18 protein-coding genes are annotated in these 18,977 nt (G+C 71.0%); 8 read left to right on the forward strand and 10 right to left on the reverse strand.

The window, feature by feature from the left end; all coding sequences use genetic code 11:
- Nucleotides 1-40: 40 nt before the first annotated feature.
- The 3 genes from polA (at nucleotide 41) to AB0383_RS39515 (ending at nucleotide 4,043) form a co-directional block, all read left to right on the forward strand.
- Nucleotides 41-2,782 carry a DNA polymerase I gene (gene polA / locus AB0383_RS39505; RefSeq protein WP_364185586.1) on the forward strand — a complete coding sequence of 914 codons (2,742 nt, stop codon included), beginning with the start codon at nucleotides 41-43 and terminating at the stop codon, nucleotides 2,780-2,782.
- Nucleotides 2,783-2,977: 195 nt separating this feature from the next.
- The gene (locus AB0383_RS39510) at nucleotides 2,978-3,532 is read left to right on the forward strand and encodes an EF-hand domain-containing protein (RefSeq protein WP_364185588.1); all 555 of its coding nucleotides are present in this window, start codon (nucleotides 2,978-2,980) and stop codon (nucleotides 3,530-3,532) included.
- Between the two features lie 58 nt (nucleotides 3,533-3,590).
- On the forward strand, nucleotides 3,591-4,043 hold the full coding sequence (locus AB0383_RS39515) for a MarR family transcriptional regulator (RefSeq protein WP_366190016.1): 453 nt from the start codon (nucleotides 3,591-3,593) through the stop codon (nucleotides 4,041-4,043).
- 353 nt (nucleotides 4,044-4,396) lie between these two features.
- On the opposite strand, the gene AB0383_RS39520 is transcribed toward AB0383_RS39515, so the two are convergent.
- The 6 genes from AB0383_RS39520 to AB0383_RS39545 all read right to left on the reverse strand — a co-directional run bounded on the left by AB0383_RS39520 (nucleotide 4,397) and on the right by AB0383_RS39545 (nucleotide 10,683).
- Entirely contained in the window at nucleotides 4,397-5,224 is an 828-nt protein-coding gene (locus tag AB0383_RS39520) for a DUF72 domain-containing protein (protein WP_364185767.1), read from the reverse strand.
- A gap of 287 nt (nucleotides 5,225-5,511) precedes the next feature.
- On the reverse strand, nucleotides 5,512-6,084 hold the full coding sequence (locus AB0383_RS39525) for a TetR/AcrR family transcriptional regulator (RefSeq protein ID WP_220242041.1): 573 nt from the start codon (nucleotides 6,082-6,084) through the stop codon (nucleotides 5,512-5,514).
- The gene (locus tag AB0383_RS39530; protein ID WP_364185769.1) at nucleotides 6,081-7,976 is read right to left on the reverse strand and encodes a YhgE/Pip domain-containing protein; all 1,896 of its coding nucleotides are present in this window, start codon (nucleotides 7,974-7,976) and stop codon (nucleotides 6,081-6,083) included. The genes AB0383_RS39525 and AB0383_RS39530 overlap by 4 nt, the downstream gene beginning before the upstream one ends.
- Before the next feature lie 26 nt (nucleotides 7,977-8,002).
- Entirely contained in the window at nucleotides 8,003-8,734 is a 732-nt protein-coding gene (locus tag AB0383_RS39535; RefSeq protein ID WP_366190017.1) for an ABC transporter ATP-binding protein, read from the reverse strand.
- Nucleotides 8,735-8,876: 142 nt separating this feature from the next.
- Nucleotides 8,877-9,800 (reverse strand): GNAT family N-acetyltransferase, encoded by a 924-nt coding sequence (locus tag AB0383_RS39540; RefSeq protein ID WP_364185594.1) that lies wholly within the window; start codon nucleotides 9,798-9,800, stop codon nucleotides 8,877-8,879.
- 19 nt (nucleotides 9,801-9,819) lie between these two features.
- Nucleotides 9,820-10,683 carry a class I SAM-dependent methyltransferase gene (locus AB0383_RS39545; protein WP_364185596.1) on the reverse strand — a complete coding sequence of 288 codons (864 nt, stop codon included), beginning with the start codon at nucleotides 10,681-10,683 and terminating at the stop codon, nucleotides 9,820-9,822.
- A gap of 302 nt (nucleotides 10,684-10,985) precedes the next feature.
- Here AB0383_RS39545 and rpsA point away from each other — a divergent pair, with 302 nt between their 5' ends.
- Nucleotides 10,986-12,491 carry a 30S ribosomal protein S1 gene (gene rpsA, locus AB0383_RS39550; protein WP_364185598.1) on the forward strand — a complete coding sequence of 502 codons (1,506 nt, stop codon included), beginning with the start codon at nucleotides 10,986-10,988 and terminating at the stop codon, nucleotides 12,489-12,491.
- A gap of 171 nt (nucleotides 12,492-12,662) precedes the next feature.
- Here rpsA and AB0383_RS39555 read toward each other — a convergent pair whose 3' ends face one another.
- Nucleotides 12,663-13,295, reverse strand: coding sequence for a TetR/AcrR family transcriptional regulator (locus AB0383_RS39555; protein ID WP_364185600.1), 633 nt, complete (start codon nucleotides 13,293-13,295; stop codon nucleotides 12,663-12,665).
- 225 nt (nucleotides 13,296-13,520) lie between these two features.
- Between AB0383_RS39555 and AB0383_RS39560 the strand changes: the two genes are divergently transcribed.
- On the forward strand, nucleotides 13,521-13,961 hold the full coding sequence (locus AB0383_RS39560; protein WP_364185602.1) for an OsmC family protein: 441 nt from the start codon (nucleotides 13,521-13,523) through the stop codon (nucleotides 13,959-13,961).
- Nucleotides 13,962-13,979: 18 nt separating this feature from the next.
- On the forward strand, nucleotides 13,980-14,969 hold the full coding sequence (locus tag AB0383_RS39565; protein WP_220242034.1) for a DJ-1/PfpI family protein: 990 nt from the start codon (nucleotides 13,980-13,982) through the stop codon (nucleotides 14,967-14,969).
- Between the two features lie 105 nt (nucleotides 14,970-15,074).
- On the opposite strand, the gene AB0383_RS39570 is transcribed toward AB0383_RS39565, so the two are convergent.
- Entirely contained in the window at nucleotides 15,075-15,281 is a 207-nt protein-coding gene (locus AB0383_RS39570) for a helix-turn-helix domain-containing protein (RefSeq protein WP_366190018.1), read from the reverse strand.
- A 92-nt stretch (nucleotides 15,282-15,373) separates the two neighbouring features.
- Nucleotides 15,374-15,589: a hypothetical protein gene (locus AB0383_RS39575; RefSeq protein ID WP_285965965.1), complete on the reverse strand. Its 216-nt coding sequence runs from the start codon at nucleotides 15,587-15,589 to the stop codon at nucleotides 15,374-15,376.
- 215 nt (nucleotides 15,590-15,804) lie between these two features.
- Between AB0383_RS39575 and coaE the strand changes: the two genes are divergently transcribed.
- Nucleotides 15,805-16,992, forward strand: a complete 1,188-nt coding sequence (gene coaE, locus AB0383_RS39580) for a dephospho-CoA kinase (protein WP_366190019.1) — start codon at nucleotides 15,805-15,807, stop codon at nucleotides 16,990-16,992.
- Nucleotides 16,993-17,111: 119 nt separating this feature from the next.
- On the forward strand, nucleotides 17,112-18,386 hold the full coding sequence (gene thrS / locus AB0383_RS39585) for a threonine--tRNA ligase (RefSeq protein ID WP_366190020.1): 1,275 nt from the start codon (nucleotides 17,112-17,114) through the stop codon (nucleotides 18,384-18,386).
- Between the two features lie 3 nt (nucleotides 18,387-18,389).
- Here the strand turns inward: thrS and AB0383_RS39590 are convergent, their stop codons facing one another.
- On the reverse strand, nucleotides 18,390-18,965 hold the full coding sequence (locus AB0383_RS39590) for an HD domain-containing protein (protein ID WP_366190021.1): 576 nt from the start codon (nucleotides 18,963-18,965) through the stop codon (nucleotides 18,390-18,392).
- Nucleotides 18,966-18,977: the final 12 nt, after the last annotated feature.

Below are 18,977 nucleotides of genomic sequence, written 5' to 3' on the forward strand. Positions count from 1 at the left end.
ACACGTAAGAGTGTCGGGCCCTCACCTTAGACTCGCTCCCGTGAGCCCGAGTGAGAACCGAACCGTAGCGAACGCCACAGCAGCCACGACCACGGCCGAGCGGCCCCGCCTGCTGCTCATCGACGGTCATTCGATGGCCTACCGCGCCTTCTTCGCACTGCCCGCGGAGAACTTCAAGACGAAGACCGGTCAGGTCACCAACGCGGTGTTCGGCTTCACCTCGATGCTCATCAACCTGCTGCGCGACGAGGCGCCCACGCACCTCGCGGTGGCGTTCGACCTGTCGCGCAAGACGTTCCGGTCGGAGACGTTCGCCGACTACAAGGCCAACCGCAGCACCACGCCCGACGAGTTCCGCGGCCAGGTCGACCTGGTCAAAGAGGTGCTCGACGTGCTGGGCATCCCGTCGCTGGTCAAGGAGAACTTCGAGGCCGACGACATCATCGCCACCCTCACCACGCAGGCCGGCGCCGAGAACTTCGACGTGCTGATCTGTACCGGCGACCGCGATGCGCTGCAGCTGGTCAACGAGCACGTCACCGTGCTCTACCCGAAGCGCGGCGTGTCCGACCTGGTCCGCTTCACGCCTGACGCGGTGGAGGAGAAGTACGGCCTCACGCCGACCCAGTACCCCGACTTCGCGGCGCTGCGGGGCGACCCGTCGGACAACCTGCCGGGCATCCCCGGGGTGGGGGAGAAGACGGCGGCGAAGTGGATCCGGCAGTTCGGCACGCTGGCCGACCTGATCGACCGCGTCGACGAGGTCAAGGGCAAGGTCGGCGACGCGCTGCGCGAGAACCTGACGGCGGTCACCCTCAATCGCCAGCTCACGGAGCTGGTGCGCGACGTGCCGCTGGACATGGTCCCCGACCAGCTGGAGCTGCGGCCGTGGGACCGCGACGCGGTGCACCGCCTGTTCGACGAGCTGGAGTTCCGCGTGCTGCGCGACCGGCTCTTCGCCACGCTCAGCAGCGCCGAGCCGGAGGCCGAGGAGGGCTTCGACGTCTCGGGCGAGGCGCTCGCGCCCGGCGCGCTCGGAGCCTGGCTCGCCGCGCACACCGGCGAGGGCGAGCCGGTGGCGCTCGCGTTCCGTGCCACGGGCACGTCGATCCGCTCCGACCTGCGGGCGCTGGCGTTCGCGTGCGCCGACGGCGAAGGCGCGTACGTCGACGTCACGGCGATGGACGAGGCCGACGACACCGCGCTGGCCGCGTGGCTGGCCGACGAGAAGATCCGCAAGATCGGCCACGACCTCAAGGTGGCGCTGCACGCGGTGCGCGCCCGCGGCTGGACGCTCGCGGGGCTGGTGCTCGACACCGCGCTCGCGGCCTACCTCGTGCGGCCCGGCCAGCGGACCTTCGAGCTCGACGACCTGGCGCTGCGCTACCTGCACCGCGAGCTGCGCTCGGAGGCCGCCGAGGGCGACGGCCAGCTGTCGTTGCTCGACGGCGGCGCCGAAAGCCTGGAGCAGAAGGAGATCTCCGACGAGCTGGTGAAAGCCCGCGCGATCTTCGAGCTCGCCGGCGCGCTCGGCAAGGAGCTGGAGGACCTCGGCGGGGCCAAGCTGCTCGCCGAGCTGGAGCTGCCGCTGCTCGAGGTCATCACCGAGCTGGAGGCTGCGGGCATCGCGGTGGACGTGGAGCAGCTCACCGAGCTGGAGGCCCACTACCTCACCCGCGTCACGCAGGCCGCCGAAGAGGCGTACAAGGTGATCGGCAAGCAGATCAACCTCGGTTCGCCGAAGCAGCTGCAGGTCGTGCTGTTCGAAGAGCTCGGCATGCCGAAGACCAAGCGCACCAAGACCGGCTATACCACCGACGCCGAGGCGCTGCAGAGCCTGTTCGAGAAGACCGAGCACCCGTTCCTGCAGCACATGCTCGAACACCGCGACGCCACGCGGCTGCGCACCACCGTCGAGGGGCTGATCAAGTCGGTCGCCGACGACGGGCGCATCCACACCACGCTGCAGCAGACCATCGCCGCGACCGGGCGGCTGTCGTCGGTCGACCCGAACCTGCAGAACATCCCGGTGCGCACGGAAGAAGGCCGGCGCATCCGCGACGCGTTCGTGGTCGGCGAAGGTTACGTCGAGCTGATGACCGCGGACTACAGCCAGATCGAGATGCGGATCATGGCGCACCTGTCGACGGACGAGGGCCTGATCGAGGCCTTCAACAGCGGCGAGGACCTGCACACGTTCGTCGCTTCGCGCGCGTTCTCCGTGCCCGCCGAGGAGATCACGGCGGAGCAGCGCTACCGCGTCAAGGCGATGTCCTACGGCCTGGCCTACGGGTTGTCGGCCTACGGGCTTTCGCAGCAGCTGCGCATTTCGACCGAGGACGCGAAGTCGCAGATGGAGGCATACTTCAACCGCTTCGGCGGCGTGCGCGACTACCTGCAGTCCGTGGTCGGCGAAGCCGGGAAGACCGGCTACACCGAGACGATCTTCGGCCGCCGCCGCTACCTGCCCGACCTCACCAGCGACAACCGCCAGCGCCGCGAAATGGCGGAGCGCATGGCGCTCAACGCGCCGATCCAGGGCAGCGCGGCCGACATCATCAAGGTCGCGATGCTCAACGTGCACCGCGAGCTGGTCAAGGCGAAGCTGCGCAGCCGCGTGTTGTTGCAGGTGCACGACGAGCTCGTGCTGGAGGTCGCCGAGGGCGAGCGGGCCGAGGTCGAGAAGCTCGTGCGCGAGGGCATGGGGTCGGCCTACCACCTGGCCGTGCCGCTGGAGGTTTCGGTCGGCTACGGCCGTTCGTGGAACGAAGCCGCGCACTAGAACTCCGAACGGACCAGAAAGGCTCCTTCCCCGCGGGGAAGGAGCCTCTTCGGTTACTTCGCGTCACTAACGAAATCACCGGGTCGGGCCGGGGGAGAACCCGGGTGCCGGTGCAGGTGATCTTGAGTCGCGACAACGCTGAGCTTCGCCCACGGGGTCCCCGGCCAAGGGGGATCGGAGAAAGGACCGCGAACGATGGCGAGTGAACTGCAGAGACGCAAGATCTCCACGGTGTTCGGGGCGATGGACGTCGACGGCGACGGATTCCTCACCGAGGCCGACTTCCAGGCGCTCACCGACCGTTGGACGAAGGCGCGCGGCCTCGCTCCCGACTCGCCCCAGGCGGCGCGGCTGAGCGAGATCATGATGGGCTGGTGGACCACGCTGCTCGCCGCGTCCGACATCGACCGCGACGAGAAGGTGACGCTCGACGAGGTCCTGCTCGTGGTGGACCAGCTGGGGGACATGCCCGACTCGGTGCGCGGCACGGCGGCCGCGATGTTCGAGGCCATCGACGAGAACGGCGACGAGCGCATCTCGCGCGAGGAGTACCGCCGGCTCATCGAGACGTGGAACGGCACGGCCACCGATACCGACGCGGTCTTCCCGGTGCTGGACCTCAACGGCGACGGCTACCTCACGGCCGACGAGTTCACCGAGCACTGGCTCGAGTTCTGGGCCGGCGACAACGCCGACGCCCCGGGCACCTGGGTGTTCGGCCGGTTCGACGTGCCCCTGGGCGCCCGCTGACGACCCGCGTGCCGCGGCCGCACCTCCGGCGGCCGCGGCACGCGCACGGGGAGACATGATGTACGAGATCTCCGATCTCACGGAGAACGGCGCCACTTCGGGTGCCGGCTTCTGGCTCCACCAGGCGGCGCTGGTCTGGCGCGCCGCGCTCGACGTCCGGCTGCGCCCGCTGGGCCTCACGCCCACGCAGTTCCTCCTGCTGTCCGCGGCCGCCCGCCTCGAGCGCACCGCCGGCCCCGCCACCCAGCAGGAGGTGGCCGAACACGCCGGTGCCGACCGCATGATGACGTCGAAAGTCCTGCGGGCGCTGGAAGTCCGCGGCCTGCTCACCCGCACCGCCCACGAACGCGACGCCCGCGCCGTCCGCGTCTCCCTCACCCGCGCGGGCCGCGACCTGGCCGCCGAAGCCGCGGCCATCGCCACCGAGTTCGACAGCGCTTTCTTCGGCCCCGCCGCGGAACGCCTCGCCCGCGAGCTCCGGTCCGTCGCGGAAAGCCGCGGAAGGTCCTGACCACTGACGGCGGAGGAAGCATCGCCGACGGCGCCGAACGGGTAAGTGCACTGGTCCGGGATTCCCACGCGACGCAACCCCGCACCCCCTCCCCGGCACCCCGATCCGAAGCCTCCGTCAACACAATCCAGCTTCGGGGTGCACCCCCAACGCAACACGCCCTGCGAGGAGGGTCGCCCGGGTGGATTTCCAAGCCGCGCGAAGACCTCGGCGGGTGCGGCTGCGCGACCAGAGCGCCAGGTCCGGGGCAGGACGCGCTGATCGCCAAGACCGGCGTCGAGAGCAAGCTCGACTGGCGCCGCGACGGTGACCGCGTGGCGTGCCACCGAGGGTCCGATGTGGACTGTCCCAGCTCAGAATAGCGTCGGCGGTCCCACCGGCATCGGCTCGGCGAGGGGCTCCAGTTCGGGTACGCGCGCCCGCACGTCGTCGTGGAAGCGGCGGGCCAGAAGCAGCGCGTCGGCGTTGTCCGGGGTGTGGAGGAAGACCGTGGGAGAGCGGCCTTCGCGCAGCCAGTGCACCACGGCGTCGGCCCAGGCGCGCCAGCCGGCGGCCGTCTGGTCGGGGTCGTCGCGGCCGATGTAGCGGACGACGGGGTCGGCGGTCAGGGCGCGGATCCGCCGGGGCATGCGGGGCTTCTTGAGCCACGCTTCCTGTTCGGCTTCCGATGTCGGCCGCTGAGAGAACAACACCGTGGTGTCGAAGGTGATCCATTCGGCGCCGGCGCCGGCGAGGACGCGTTCCAGGGCCTGGGCGGCGCGCGCGTCTTCGAAGAACGCGCGGTCGCGGACCTCGACGGCGTAGCGGTACTCGCGCGGCAAACGCCGCAGGAAACCCGCGAGGGCGCCGAGGGCCTCCGGTGAGAACGACGGCGGGAGCTGGATCCACAGGGTGTGGGCGCGCTCGCCCAGCGGCTCGATCGCCGCGAGGAACGGGCCCAGCACTGCGTCGACGTCGCCGAGACCGCGTTCGTGCGTGATCGGCTTCGGCAGCTTGAGCACGTAGCGGAAATCGGGCGAGGTCTGCTCGGCCCAGGTCTCGACCGTGGCGCGGGACGGTGTGGCGTAGAACGTCGTGTTGCCCTCGACCGCGTTGCACCACGTCGAGTACGCGCGGAGGCGCTCTCGGGGTGCCAGGGGGTGCGGCAGGAGCCGGCCCTGCCAGGGCGCGTGCGTCCACATCGCGCAGCCGACGTGGAGTTTCACGCGGGCGAGCTTAGCGGGCGCGCCGGCGGCGTCCGTGAGGTGATTCACCCGGGTCACCCGCCCGGTCAGCGGTACCCGCGTCACGGCCGCCTCACTTAGCGTGACATGCGCAGGTGTCGATCGATAGCGGAGGACCGAGAGATGATCAAGCGGCTCTTCAAGTTCGTCATGCGCCACGGTTGCTGCGCCGCGTGCACCGGCAAGGGCTGCGGCTGCTGCGCCAACTGCGGCTGACCCGGCGCGCGAAAGAACAGTCCGGGGTCTCAGCCTCGGCCGAGGCCCCGGATCAGCACCATCACCGAGTCGCGCACGTCGGCCCGGGTGCGGGCGGGCTGGAAGACCTGCCAGTCGAGCGCGACGACCAGCATCGTCCCGAACAGGCCCGCCGCCGCGGTCTCGATGGCGACGCCCGCGGGCAGCCGGCCGGCCTCGTCGAGGCGGTGCAGCTGCCCCTTCACGATCGAGATGATCTCTTCGCGCAGCAGCGCCAGCGTGTCGTGCCACTGGCCCGGCGTGCGCCACAGCTCGCTCACCACGATCTGCGAGAACCCCGGGTACTCGGCGATGAACTGCAGCGTCGTGTCGACCTGCGCCTCGATGACGTCGAGCGGCTCGCCGTCGGTCACGGCCGCGCGCAGGCGCCCGGCCAGCAGGTCGACGCCGAAGCGGAGCAGGCTGTCGACCAGCCCGTCCTTGGACCCGAAGTTGTAGTACACCGTGCCCTTGGCGACGCCGGCCTCGGTCGCGATCTCGTCCACCGTCAGCCCCACGAGGCCCCTGCTGGCCGAAAGCCGCAGGGTCGCCTCGAAGAGCTTCCGCTTGGTCGTCTCCCTCATAGGCTCAGCTCGGGCTTCAGCGCGGACACCGTCCAGACGCGGTGCTTGCGGGCCGCCAGCGTCGACAGCACGATCCCGCCGACGAGGTAGGCCAGCAGCACCCCGACGTCACCGAGGATCTGCAGCGACGCGCCGGAGTAGAGCAGGTGCCGGAAGCCGTCGATGGCGTAGCCCATCGGCAGCACGACGTGCAGCGGGTAGAGCGCGTCGGGGATCGTCTGCCACGGGAACGTGCCGCCCGCGCTCACCAGCTGCAGCACCAGCAGCACCAGGCCGAGGAACTTGCCGACGGCGCCGAAGAACGCGTTGAGCGCGTGCACCACCGACGTGAACGCCAGCGAGACGAGGATCGCGAACCCGATCGCGCCCAACGGGTGCGCGATGTGGATGCCGACCAGCCACGTCACCGCGGCGAACAGCACGATCACCTGCGCGATGCCGAGCACGGCCGACGACAGCCAGCCGCCCAGCGCCACCCGCAGCGGCGCGGCGCCCCCGGTCAGCGCCCGCGTGGACAGCGGGCGGATGAGCAGGAACAGCACGAAGGCGCCGATCCACGTGGCCAGCGAGATGAAGAACGGGGCCAAGCCCGCGCCGTACGTGCCCGCCGAGGCGACGCCGTTGGCCGTGACCGCGACCGGGTCGGCGATGGTGTTCGCCGTGGCGGTGCGCGTCGGGTCGTCCGGGTTCGGGATCTGCGATAGGCCCGAGGACAGCCCGTCGCGCAGCTGGTTCGCGCCGCTCGCGAGCTGGTCGGTGCCCGTGACGGCGGTCTTCTCCCCGTCGTCGAGCTTCGCCGCGCCGTCGCGCAGCTGGTTGGCGCCATCGGACGCCTGCGCGATCCCGCTGGTCAGCTGCGGCGTGGCCGAAGCGAGCTGGTGGGCACCGTCCGACACCTGACGGGCGCCGCTCGCCAGCTTGGCGAGGTCGCCGTTGGCCGACTGGATCTTGGTGTTCGCTTGATCGACGGGCGAGCGCAGCTGGTCGAGCTGCGCCAGGATGCCGTTGACCTGGGTGTCGGACAGGCCCGCATTGTGCAGGTCGGAGTCGAGCTGGGCGCGGTAGCCGTCGAGCTTGCCCTGGATGTCGGCCGACGCGGACGCGGCGAGCGAGGCGGCGTCGGCCACTTGCTGGTTGCCGTCGGCGACCTGGCCGGCACCGGTCGCGAGCTGCTGGGTCTGGCTCGGCAGCTGCGCGGTGCTCGTCTTCAGCGTGTTCAGCCCGGTCGCGAGCGTGCCGGAGCCGGTGGCGAGCTGACTCGCCCCGTCGGCGAGCTGGTGCTGGCCGGTCTGCAGCTGCGCGGCGCCGTCGGCGAGCTGCTTGGCGCCGTTGGCGGCGTCGGAGATCTTGCCGTAGATCGTGGAGAAGCCCACGAGGAACCGGTCGGCCGCCTCGCCGCCCACCTTCTCGGCGATGGTCTTGCGCACCTGGTCGGCCACCTGCTTCGCGATGGTGCCCGCGAGGTAGTTGTTGGCGTCGTTGGTGGTGAGTGTGATCGTGGCCTGCTGCGGCGTGAAGTTGCCCGACGACAGCAGTGCGGTGGAGAAGTCGCGCGGGATGCCGATGGCGAAGGAGTACTTGTCGTCGCGCACGCCGTCACGGGCGTCCTTTTCGGACACGTCGTGCCACTGGAAGGTGCCGGACTTCACGAGTTCGTCGGTCACCTCACGTCCGACGTTGCGGGTGGCACCCGTCGAGTCCTTCGCGCCGGCGTCGCTGGTGAACACGGCGGCGGGCAGCTTGTCGAGACGGCCGTACGGGTCGTAGTTCGCGTACAGGTAGAAGGACGCGTAGAGCAGCGGCACCAGCACGAGCGCGGCCATCGCCAGCTTCGGCAGCGTGCCGGCCGAGAGCCGGCGCAGTTCGTTGAGGGCGATGCGGAAGGCGTTCAGGCCGCCGGCCCGCTTGTCGGGGGCGGTCATGCCGGTTCTCCTTCAGCGCTGACGTTTTCAGCGACGGGCTCTTCGGCGACAGGCTCTTCGGCATTGGGCTTTTCGACGGTGGGCTCCTCGATGCGGGGGAGCAGGCGCACCGGCCCGGGCTGGTCGGTCGACCCGATGCGGGCCGGGGGATACGGGAGGGCGGACGCGGGTGTCGTCGCGGTGAGCACGGCGACGGCGAGGCCGCGCCTGGCGTGCTCCTCGGCGACCGCGGTCCACGTCTCGACGAGACTCGTGTGCCGGTCGGGGGTGTCGAGCACGAGCACACGCACGCCGGTGCGTTCCGCGGCCAGCTCGGCGAGCAGCCGCGTGCGCAGCGCGGGCTCGAGGTTCTCGAAGCGGGTGCCGGCGAAGGGGGCGGCGGCGTGCTCGGTGAGCCAGCGCGCCACGTCCTCCTTGCCCGCGGGCCGGTGCGCCAGGGCGAGCTCCTCGCCCGCGACCACACGCAGCGGCAGCGCCTCGTCGGGCTCGCTCACGCCCGGGGCGTCGACCACGGCGACGAGGTCGCGCAGCAGGCCGGGGACGTCGGCGGTGACCGTGCCGGTGCTCGGCTTGACGCGGCCGGCCAGCGCGAGGCCGAGCGCGGTGATCCCGACGCCGGGCTCGCCGTGGACCAGCGTCACGCAGCCGTCCTCGACGGTCAGCGAGGTGGGTGGCAACAGTGTGCCGTGGGGGCCCTCCAGGGACACCCGGTCGGCTCGTACCTGCACGGGGACACTCCAATTTCTCCACTGACCGGACTTTTGAACTGACCGGTCAGTGCAAAAACTTAGCGCACATGATCAACGAGCGGCAAGGCGGGTGGTCGCACGTCACACGACCGGGGTGGCGGTGTCCGGTGAGCGGTCCTGGTCAGCGCAGCGCGGTCGCCGGGTGGGCTTCCCACGACGTCCACAGTGGACGATAGCCCTGCCGGTGCCAGAACACCGAGGACAGCGGGTTCATCGGGTTGTAGTAGAGGTACGCGCCGACCGTGCCGGGACGCAGCAGCTCACGGTGCACTCGGTCCATGAGGACACGTCCGATCCCGCCGCCGCGGTGGCCGGGCGCGGTCACGACGTTGTTCACGTACGCCCACAGCCCGGGCGGCAGGAGCTCGGCCGCCTCGGTGCCCGGAGCCGAGTCCACCCACGCGCACTGGGCCAGCGCCACCGGACGGCCGCCGGCTTCCGCGAGCCAGGTGGCCGGTTCGTCGAGTGAGCGGCGCAACGCGGGCGCCAGCAACTCCGCCGTCTGGTCCCGACGGCGATGCGCCACCAGTCCGGTGTAGTCGAACGTGGCCGCGCACAGCCGGAGCACGGTGTCGAAGTCGCCCGGCCCGGCCAGACGCACGGCGATCCCGTCGGCGTCGGCGGCACCCGGTTCAGGCGGTGGCGGGTCCGTCCGCACGGCGAGCGCGGACATCGGGGCGAGCCCGTGGTCGAGGAACGCCCGGATCGCCTCCGCGTCGCGGCTCGGCCAGTTCACCACGCACGCGGAGTCGGCTTCGGCCGGCTCGGTGTCCACGAGGGACCGCAGCTCGCCCAGCAGGAGATCGAACCCCTCGGTGCCGGCGGTGTCCGCGTCGGGGAACAGCTGCCACACCTGCGCGGCCGACCACAGCAGGGGAGTGTCGCCGGGGCCGTGGCGGTGGCGCTGCACGACCCCGGACACGCGCGCGCCCGCGCCCGTCACCGCGCCGACCCGCTCGCCGGCAGCGTCGCTGATCGACGGCGCGGGCGGCGGCAGCAGCGGGTCGAGCGCGGCGAACCGCGCGGCGGGTTCGGTGGTGGCCACGAAGGCGCAGCGTAGCCGCTCAGGAGCGGCGCGTGCGGAAGATCGCCGTGCCGGGGAAGAGCTTGCCGCGCAGCGGGCTCCACTGACCCCACGTGCGCGTGTGGCCCTCGGGCCACTCGGGCTCCAGCAGGTCCTCGAGCGCGAAGCCGCCGGCGGCCAGCGCGCGCACGTAGTCGCCGAGCGTGCGGTGGTACTCGACGTAGGTGGCCTCGCCGTCGTCGTCGACCTCCACGTACGGCGTGCGGTCGAAGTACGGCTGCGTGACGGTGAGCCCCAGCGGGCCCGGGTCGTCGGGGAAGATCCACCGCATCGGGTGGGTCACCGAGAACACCCACGGCGCACCTGGGCGCAGCACGCGGTGCACCTCGACGAAAACCCTCGCGAGCGAGGGAACGAACGGCAGCGCGCCGAACGCGGAGCACGCGGCGTCGAAGCTGCCCGAGGCGAACGGCAGGTACTCGGCGTTGGCCTGGACCAGGGGCACGGTGACGCCGGTGCGCTCGTTGCCCTCGCGCGCGTGGCGCAGCATCCCGCCGGACAGGTCGGTCGCCACGGCGTCGGCGCCCGCCGAGGAGAGCCAGCGCGAGCACGCCGCCTGGCCGCAGCCGACCTCCAGCACCCGTCGGCCGCGGACTTCGCCGAGCAGCCGCACGTCCTCCTCGCGCACGCCCTCCGGGCACCAGACGAAGTCGGTGTCGCCCAGGAACTCGCCGTGGGTGGCCTGGTAGTCGTCGGCGTCGGCGTCCCACCAGGCGAGGTTCGCCGCGGCCGCCTCGCCGCCGCTGACCGCGCGGTACGCGACGCCGGCCGTGCCGAGCTGCAGCTCGGCGTGGGCGTGGCGGTCGGCTGTGTCCGCTGCGGGGGCTGCCGAGTGGTCGGACATGCTGGGTCCTTCCGGGAATGACGGGGAATGCCGGCGCCGGCCGAAACGTTGCCGGAAGGGTACCGGGAGCTGTGGGGACCCTGATTGTGTGCCCTACCGGGGCCCGCGTACGATACGTGTTAGCGCAGTAGGTTCGCGCTGCCTGGGTCTTCACTTGCCGGGGGAGCGCACCGTTTGCGGGTCATGCCGCGGTCGTTCACTGGTGGACGTTGCTCGTGGGATCGTCGCATGTCCCGTATTCACGCCCGGACGCGCTGCCAACCAAACACCCTACGATCCCATCCACCGGAGCAACCCGCCTAATGACCACCGACACCGCCACCGCCCCGACCGCCCCCATCGGGGCCCCGCAGGTCGCCATCAACGACATCGGGTCGGAGGAAGACTTCCTCGCGGCTATCGACAAGACCATCAAGTACTTCAACGATGGCGACATCGTCGAGGGCACGATCGTCAAGGTCGACCGCGACGAGGTCCTGCTCGACATCGGCTACAAGACCGAGGGCGTCATCCCCTCGCGCGAGCTTTCCATCAAGCACGATGTCGACCCGGCTGAGGTTGTCTCCGTCGGCGATGAGGTCGAAGCTCTCGTTCTCCAGAAGGAGGACAAGGAAGGCCGCCTGATCCTGTCCAAGAAGCGCGCTCAGTACGAGCGCGCCTGGGGCACGATCGAAGAGCTCAAGGAGAAGGACGAGCCCGTCAAGGGCACCGTCATCGAGGTCGTCAAGGGTGGTCTCATCCTGGACATCGGCCTCCGCGGCTTCCTTCCCGCCTCGCTGGTCGAGATGCGCCGCGTGCGCGACTTGCAGCCGTACGTCGGCCGTGAGCTCGAGGCGAAGATCATCGAGCTCGACAAGAACCGCAACAACGTGGTCCTGTCCCGCCGCGCCTACCTCGAGCAGACGCAGTCCGAGGTCCGCAGCGAGTTCCTCAACAACCTCGCCAAGGGCCAGGTCCGCAAGGGCGTCGTGTCCTCCATCGTCAACTTCGGTGCCTTCGTGGACCTGGGTGGCGTCGACGGCCTGGTGCACGTCTCCGAGCTGTCCTGGAAGCACATCGACCACCCGTCCGAGGTTGTCGAGGTCGGCCAGGAGGTCACGGTCGAGGTTCTGGACGTCGACATGGACCGCGAGCGCGTCTCGCTGTCGCTGAAGGCGACCCAGGAAGACCCGTGGCGCCAGTTCGCCCGCACCCACGCGATCGGCCAGATCGTGCCGGGCAAGGTCACCAAGCTCGTCCCGTTCGGTGCGTTCGTGCGCGTCGAGGAGGGCATCGAGGGCCTGGTGCACATCTCCGAGCTGGCCGAGCGCCACGTGGAGATCCCGGAGCAGGTCGTCCAGGTCAACGGCGACGTCATGGTCAAGGTCATCGACATCGACCTCGAGCGTCGTCGCATCTCACTGTCGCTGAAGCAGGCCAACGAGGGCGTCACGCCGGACACCGAGTTCGACCCGACCCAGTACGGCATGGCCGCCGAGTACGACGCCGAGGGCAACTACATCTACCCCGAAGGCTTCGACCCGGACACCCAGGAGTGGCAGGACGGCTTCGACAAGCAGCGCGAGGAGTGGGAGCGGCAGTACGCCGAGGCCCTCACGCGCTACGAGGCCCACATGGCGCAGGTCAAGAAGGCTGCCGAGGCCGACGCCGAAGCCGCTGCCGACGCCGCCACCGGCATCGAGGGTGGCAGCGGGGGCGGCGACCAGACCTACACCTCCGCTCCGGCCGAGGCCAAGAGCGGCGGCACACTGGCCAGCGACGAGCAGCTCGCGGCTCTGCGCGAGAAGCTGTCGGGCGGCCAGGGCTGAGTCACGCCTGACGCTGAGCACCACTGAGCTCTGACACCGCGGCCCCGGTCCAGTTCGGACCGGGGCCGCGGTGTTTTTCGTCTGTGCTCAAGGTGTTCGAAGTGGACGACGCCGAGGCCGGGGTGGAGGAAGGTCGGCCGAACCCGGCCTGCGCGGTGGCGTGGGCCGGTGTCAGTTGCGGAGGCCGAGCCCGGTGATCATCGACAGCACGCCGGTGCGGTACATGACCTCGTTGGCTTCGTCGGTCGGCTCGATGAACCAGTCGCTCAGCGGCGTCTGCGAGCGGATCGTGAGCTCCACACTGACCAGGCCGTGCATCGACGTCCACAGCAGATAGCCGTAGTCGCGCGAGTCCCTGCCGGGATCGCCGATGCGGCGGATCTTGCCGACGAACATCGCGAACGTCGTGCGCAGCACCGCCGTGCGCAGCTCCGGGTCCGGGTCGTAGCCGTGGACCGATCGTTCGAACATCATCGCGTAGCGAGCCGGGCTTTCCAGCGCGAAGCGGCGGTAGGCCAGTGCGACCTCGAGCAGGTCCGCGACGCCGTCGTCGGTCTCCGGTGGCACGTCGAGCAGTTCGTCGCGCAGGAGGTCGAATGCGCGCTCGTACAGCGCGTCGAGCAGGCCGGTGCGGCCGCCGAAGCGCGTGTAGACGGTGATGGTCGACGCCCCGGCCGCCTCAGCCACGCCACGCACGGTGAGGCCGGCGACGCCGCGGTCGGTGAGCACGTTGAGGGCGGCGTCGAGGAACCGGCTCCGGTTGTGCTGGTCGGCGGGCTGCGTCGACAGATGGCGGGTGGCCACGACCGTTACCCCCTTCGCCCGTGCCGCGCAGGACAGGTCCGCGTCTCGCCTGCCGAAGATACGATATTCGCGCTCGCTTGGGAACTTCGCCATGCGGCCGGATCTGTGGGATCTTCGTCCTGTGGACCTCGCCACGGCGTGGCACCACTTCGTCCACAAGCGACGTTGGGTTAGCTGCAGCGGTGCAGCGGCACCGTCGAGTACCCCGACCAGGAGGCGAACCGGATGACTGAGCCGGAACCGGGCACTGTTGTCGTCAGTGAAACAGGCGAAGGCCGCTTCACCCAGCACGTGACCGCGGGCAGTTTCGAGCTCGTCGTGGACGAGCCCAAGTCGGTCGGCGGCGACGGCAGCGGCCCGACTCCGTACGACCTGCTGCTCGGTGCGCTGGGTTCCTGCACGGCGATCACGCTGCGGATGTACGCAGACCGCAAGAACATCCCGCTGGCGAACGTGAGCGTCCGGCTGCGCCACGACCGCATCCACGCGCGCGACTGCGAGCGCTGCGAGACCGAGGTCGGCATGATCAGCCGCATCACCCGTGAGATCGAGCTCGAGGGCGACCTCGACGACGAGCAGCGCGCGCGGCTGCTGGAGATCGCGGAGAAGTGCCCCGTGCACCGCACGCTGGAGCACGAGATCGACGTCCGGACGAAGCTGGTCTGAGGAAACGGGGTGCGCGCCATGGAGCGGAGCGAGCGGGTTGTCGTGGTCGTCTACGACGCGGTGCGGCTCCTGGACGTGACCGGGCCGCTCGAGGTGTTCGGGATGGCCAACGAGCACGGCGCGCACTACGAGCTGCTCACCGCGTCGCCGGGCGGCACCGACGTGCGCACCACCACTGGTACGCGCCTGGGTGCGGATGTGGCGCTGGAGGACGTCGACGTCGAGGGCGGCACGCTCGTGGTGCCGGGCAGCCCGAACTGGCAGATCACCGTGACCGACGAGCACCTGCTCGACGAGGTCCGCCGCCTTTCCCGCCAGGCGCGACGCACGGCGTCGGTGTGCGCGGGCGCCTTCACGCTCGCGGCCGCCGGACTGCTGGAGGGCCGTCGAGCGGCCACGCACTGGGAGCTCGCCGACCAGCTCGCGCGCCGCTACCCGGGCGTCGAGGTGGACTGCGAAGCGATCTTCGTGCGCGACGGTTCGGTGATCTCCTCGGCCGGCGTCACCTCCGGCATCGACCTGTCGCTGGCCCTCGTGGAGGAGGACCTCGGCTCCGAGGCCGCGCGGCTCGTCGCGAAGCACCTCGTGGTGTTCCTGCAGCGGCCCGGCGGGCAGTCGCAGTTCAGCGTGCGCCTGGCCGCTCAGCCGGCGCGCAACGACTTGCTGCGCGGGATCATGGACCGCATCACCGCCGACCCCTCGGCCGACCACAGCCTGTCTTTGCTCGCCGACGACGCAGGCGTCAGCGTCCGCCACCTCACGCGGCTGTTCCGCGACCAGATGGGCACCTCGGTCGCCCGGTTCGTGGAGAGCACCCGCCTGGAGGCGGCGCGGCAGCTGCTGGAGACGGGCACGGACCCGCTCGACGTGGTCGCGCGCCGCACGGGGTTCGGCTCGGCGGAGACGCTGCGCCGGGTGTTCACGCGGGAGCTGGGTGTGCCGCCGAGCGCCTACCGGGCGCGCTTCCGGACCACGGGCACACCCGCGTTGGCCGGTGCGGGCCGCTAGGTGCTACTGACGTTGGTCGTTGACACTCTGGGGTCGGGATTAAGTCTTCTGCGGGAGCCTCTCATACGGGGTCTGACCACCGAGTCCGCCGTGGGGGCGGGGGAGTTACGGGGCGCTTGAGCGGTCTTTCAGACCGTCGATGCCCTCATCCTCGTAGCGGTGCCTCCACCGGTAGAACACCGTGCGGCTGATGCCGTAATACCGGCAGGTCGCCGCGACATTGCCGCTTGCCTCTTCCGCTTGACGAAGAACGGCCAGGCGCCGGTTCGAGCGCCTGACCAGGTCCTTCTCGCTCCACACTCGCTCAGCCATGGGCCTCCCTTGATCAGGAGCCCAGGCTGTCAACAACCTCTGTCAGTTTTAGACCTACCCGTGCAGGCCGCGGTCGTTCAGGAAGCAGCGGCTCAGGAAGGCGAGACGACCGGAACCCAGATGCGCTCCAGCGCCGCGGCGCGGGCGCGGCGGCGGAGGCCGGCGAAGCTGTGCTGGGCGGGCACGAGGAGGGCGCTGAGCCACGTGCGCCGGTATTCGGCGAGGGCTTCCGCCACCGGGCGGTAGCCGACGCAGTGCACCAGTCCCGGCGTTCCGAGCCGGTGCTTGCCGACGTGCTTTTCCGCCATCGTTCCTCCGTGTGGGCGACCCTTCCGCCGCGCACGGTACGCAATCGCGGCGGTAAATCCGGGTAGCCGCCCGGCGTGTCACCCGGATCAGTCAGCCAGTTCCGGACAATGTCCTTGATTTTCGACTTGGGGTATGCCTTTACCCGTGCGAGTGCACGTGCAGGGCTCTGACGTCCCCTGATCGGGTGGCGCACGGGTCTGGCTAGGGTGAGGTCATGCTGCGAGTGGGCCTGACGGGCGGGATCGGCGCGGGGAAATCGACGGTGGCAAACCGGTTCGCCGAGCACGGCGCCGTGCTCGTGGACTCCGACCGGATCGCGCGTGAGGTCGTGGAGCCGGGCACACCCGGGCTGGCGGCCTTGGTCGAGGCGTTCGGCGAGGACATCCTGTCCGCCGACGGGTCGCTCGACCGTCCGGCGCTGGCCGCTAAGGCGTTCGCCGACGACGCGTCGCGCAAGCGCCTCAACGGGATCGTGCACCCGCTCGTGGGGGCGCGCACGGCCGAGCTGATGGCCGAGGCGGCCGACGACGCGGTGATCGTCCACGACATCCCGCTGCTCGTTGAGGGCAACCTGGCGCCGGCATACCACCTCGTGGTGATCGTCGACGCGCCCGTGGAGGTCCGCGTGCGCCGGCTCGTAGAGGCGCGCGGCATGGCGGAAGCCGACGCGCGGGCGCGGATCCGCGCGCAGGCCAGCGACGAGCAGCGCCGCGCGGTCGCCGACGTCTGGCTCGACAACGGCGGCGCGCAGGACGGGGTGCTCGCCGAGGTCGACGCGCTGTGGGCCGACCGGCTCGTGCCGTTCGAGGCCAACCTGCGGCTGCGCAAGCCGCGCCCGCCGATGTCGCCGGTGATCGTGCCCTCCGACCCGACGTGGCCGCTGCAGGCCGAACGCCGGCTCGCGCGGCTGCGGCAGATCGCGGGGAAGCGGCTGCTGCGCGCCGACCACATCGGGTCCACCGCCGTCCCCGGGCTGCCCGCCAAGGACGTCCTCGACGTGCAGCTCACCGTTCCCACGTCGGCCGACGCCGACGCGCTCGCCGAACCGCTGGCCGACGCCGGTTTCCCCCGGCTGGAGGGCGACTGGTGGGACGACCCGCAGGACGGCTCCGCCGCGCCGTGGCCGAAGCGCCTTCACGTGGGTGCCGACCCGAAGCGCCCGGTGAACCTGCACGTCCGCACCCCCGAGACCCCGGCGTGGCGCCTCGCGCTGCTGTTCCGCGACTGGATCCGCGCGAACCCAGCCGAGCGTGACGCGTACGCGGCGGTGAAGGAGCAGCTCGCGCGCGAGCACTCGGCCGACGGCACCGTCGCGGACTACGCCGACGCCAAGCAGGGCTGGGTCAACGACGCGTTCACCCGCGCCGAGATCTGGGCCGAGCAGACGTCGTGGCAGCCGTGAAAACCGGGTGCGCGACCGGCGGTGACGCTGTTAGCGTCGCCGGCATGCAGCGCTCGGCCAGCACGACGACGCCGGACACCGTCCCGGCGCGCTGAAACCTGAGCGAACCAAGCCCCGGGGTGGCCGCCCCGGGGCTTCGTCGTGTCCCCAGGGTTTCCGCCTCGGCCGTCCACGAGGAGACCCCGATGCCCGACCACCGCAGGATCGGCCGTGAGCTCGGCCTGTTCGGCACCGACCCGCTGCTCGGCGCCGGCCTGCCCTACCTGCTGCCCGACGGTGCCGTAATCCGGCACGAGCTGGAGGAGTACGTCCGCGATGTCGAGCGCCGCGCGGGCTACCGCCACGTGTACTCGCCGGTGCTCGGCAAACGCGAGCTGTACGAGATTTCGGGGCACTGGGCGCACTACCGAGACGACATGTTCCCGCCGCTGGACGTCGGCGGCGAGCAGCTCGTGCTGCGGCCCAGCCTGTGCCCGCACCACGCGCTGATCTACCGCTGCCGGGCGCGCAGCTACCGCGAGCTGCCGCTGCGGATCGCCGAGCTGGGCGGGATGTACCGCGCGGAGCTGTCCGGGGTGCTCGGCGGGCTCGGCCGGGTGCGTGCGATCCAGCTCAACGACGCCCACCTGTTCTGCCGCCTCGACCAGGTCGCCGATGAGGCCCGCGGTGCGCTGGAGCTCATCCGCCGCGTCCACGCCGACCTCGGGCTGCGCCCGGCGCGCTACCGGCTCTCGCTCGCCGGCGGCTCGGGGGACTACGTGGGCTCCGCCGAGCACTGGGCGCGCGCCGAAGCCCGGCTCGTCGAGGCGCTGGAGGGCTTCGACTACGACGTGGCGCCAGGCGAAGCGGCGTTCTACGGCCCGAAGGTCGACGTCCAGGTCACCGACAGCGCCGGGCGCTCGGCCACCCTCTCCACCGTCCAGGTGGACTTACACCAGCCCGAGCGGTTCGACCTCGGGTACGTCGGCACCGACGGGGCCGTGCACCGGCCGGTGCTGGTGCACCGCAGCCTGCTCGGCAGCCTGGAACGCGCGATGGCGCAGCTTCTCGAAGAGCACGGCGGGGCCTTGCCACCGTGGCTCGCGCCGGTGCAGATGGTGGTGCTGCCGGTCTCGGAAGCTGAGCTGCCGCGGGCTTGCGCGCTCGTGCGCCGCGGTCAGGAAGCCGGTCTGCGGGTGGAGCTCTCCTCGCCTGACCAGGGGAGCCTGGGAGCGCGGATCCGAGACCACCGGTTCGTGCCGTACCAGGCGGTGATCGGCGCCCGGGAGGCCGAGGCGGGCCTCGTCGCACCCCGGCTGCGCGACGCACAGCGCCTGGATCCGTTGCCGGCGGCGGATTTCGTGGCCGCGGTCGCCGAACGCGTCGCGGCGCGCGGGGCGGTGTTGTGGCAGTGAACGTCAGCCGAGCGGGTTCACGGCGAGCCGGTCCGCGATCCCGCTCGCGACGGCGCCGCCCGCCGCGCTGTCGGGCTTGCGCGCCGCCTGGTCCTCGAAGCACGCCAGGAATTCCGCGCCGAAGTCCAGCCGCGGGTAATGCGTGAGGATCGTCGTCCGCACCTCGGCCGGGAACTCCTCCGGCCGCCGGCCGGAGACGTCCCAGCTCGTGGCGACCTGGAGCAGGTGGGATTCGGGGTCGGTGCTCGCGGGGACGTCCTCGCGCATGTGCGCGACGATGATCTCTTCGACATGGGCGGCGCGGTCCGCCGGCCAGCCGGCTGCGGCCCCGAACACCCACGCCAGGTGCCCGCCCGCGTCCTCGAACGGGAGGCGGTGGTTGTCGAACTCGGCGGTGAGGCCGAGGTCGTGCAGCAGCGCCGACACGTAGTAGAGCTCGTCGTCGAACGCGATCCCGTGGGCCGCCGCGTAGTGCGTGCCCCAGAGATACGAGCGGACGGAGTGGTTCAACAGCGCGGCCGAGTAGAACCGCGTGGCCACGGCCAGCGCGGCCGCGGCGGCGGGCGTTTCCGGGAACATCGGCTCAGCTTC

This window comes from Amycolatopsis sp. NPDC051373 (assembly GCF_040689465.1).
Lineage (GTDB): Bacteria > Actinomycetota > Actinomycetes > Mycobacteriales > Pseudonocardiaceae > Amycolatopsis.

Coding starts and splice junctions, on each gene's coding strand:
- AB0383_RS39510 (WP_364185588.1), top strand. CDS start 2,978: ATGGCGAGTGAACTGCAGAGACGCAAGATCTCCACGGTGTTCGGGGCG.
- AB0383_RS39515 (WP_366190016.1), top strand. CDS start 3,591: ATGTACGAGATCTCCGATCTCACGGAGAACGGCGCCACTTCGGGTGCC.
- AB0383_RS39520 (WP_364185767.1), bottom strand. CDS start 5,224: ATGTGGACGCACGCGCCCTGGCAGGGCCGGCTCCTGCCGCACCCCCTG.
- AB0383_RS39525 (WP_220242041.1), bottom strand. CDS start 6,084: ATGAGGGAGACGACCAAGCGGAAGCTCTTCGAGGCGACCCTGCGGCTT.
- AB0383_RS39545 (WP_364185596.1), bottom strand. CDS start 10,683: ATGTCCGACCACTCGGCAGCCCCCGCAGCGGACACAGCCGACCGCCAC.
- rpsA (WP_364185598.1), top strand. CDS start 10,986: ATGACCACCGACACCGCCACCGCCCCGACCGCCCCCATCGGGGCCCCG.
- AB0383_RS39560 (WP_364185602.1), top strand. CDS start 13,521: ATGACTGAGCCGGAACCGGGCACTGTTGTCGTCAGTGAAACAGGCGAA.
- AB0383_RS39565 (WP_220242034.1), top strand. CDS start 13,980: ATGGAGCGGAGCGAGCGGGTTGTCGTGGTCGTCTACGACGCGGTGCGG.
- AB0383_RS39570 (WP_366190018.1), bottom strand. CDS start 15,281: ATGGCTGAGCGAGTGTGGAGCGAGAAGGACCTGGTCAGGCGCTCGAAC.
- AB0383_RS39575 (WP_285965965.1), bottom strand. CDS start 15,589: ATGGCGGAAAAGCACGTCGGCAAGCACCGGCTCGGAACGCCGGGACTG.
- coaE (WP_366190019.1), top strand. CDS start 15,805: ATGCTGCGAGTGGGCCTGACGGGCGGGATCGGCGCGGGGAAATCGACG.
- AB0383_RS39590 (WP_366190021.1), bottom strand. CDS start 18,965: ATGTTCCCGGAAACGCCCGCCGCCGCGGCCGCGCTGGCCGTGGCCACG.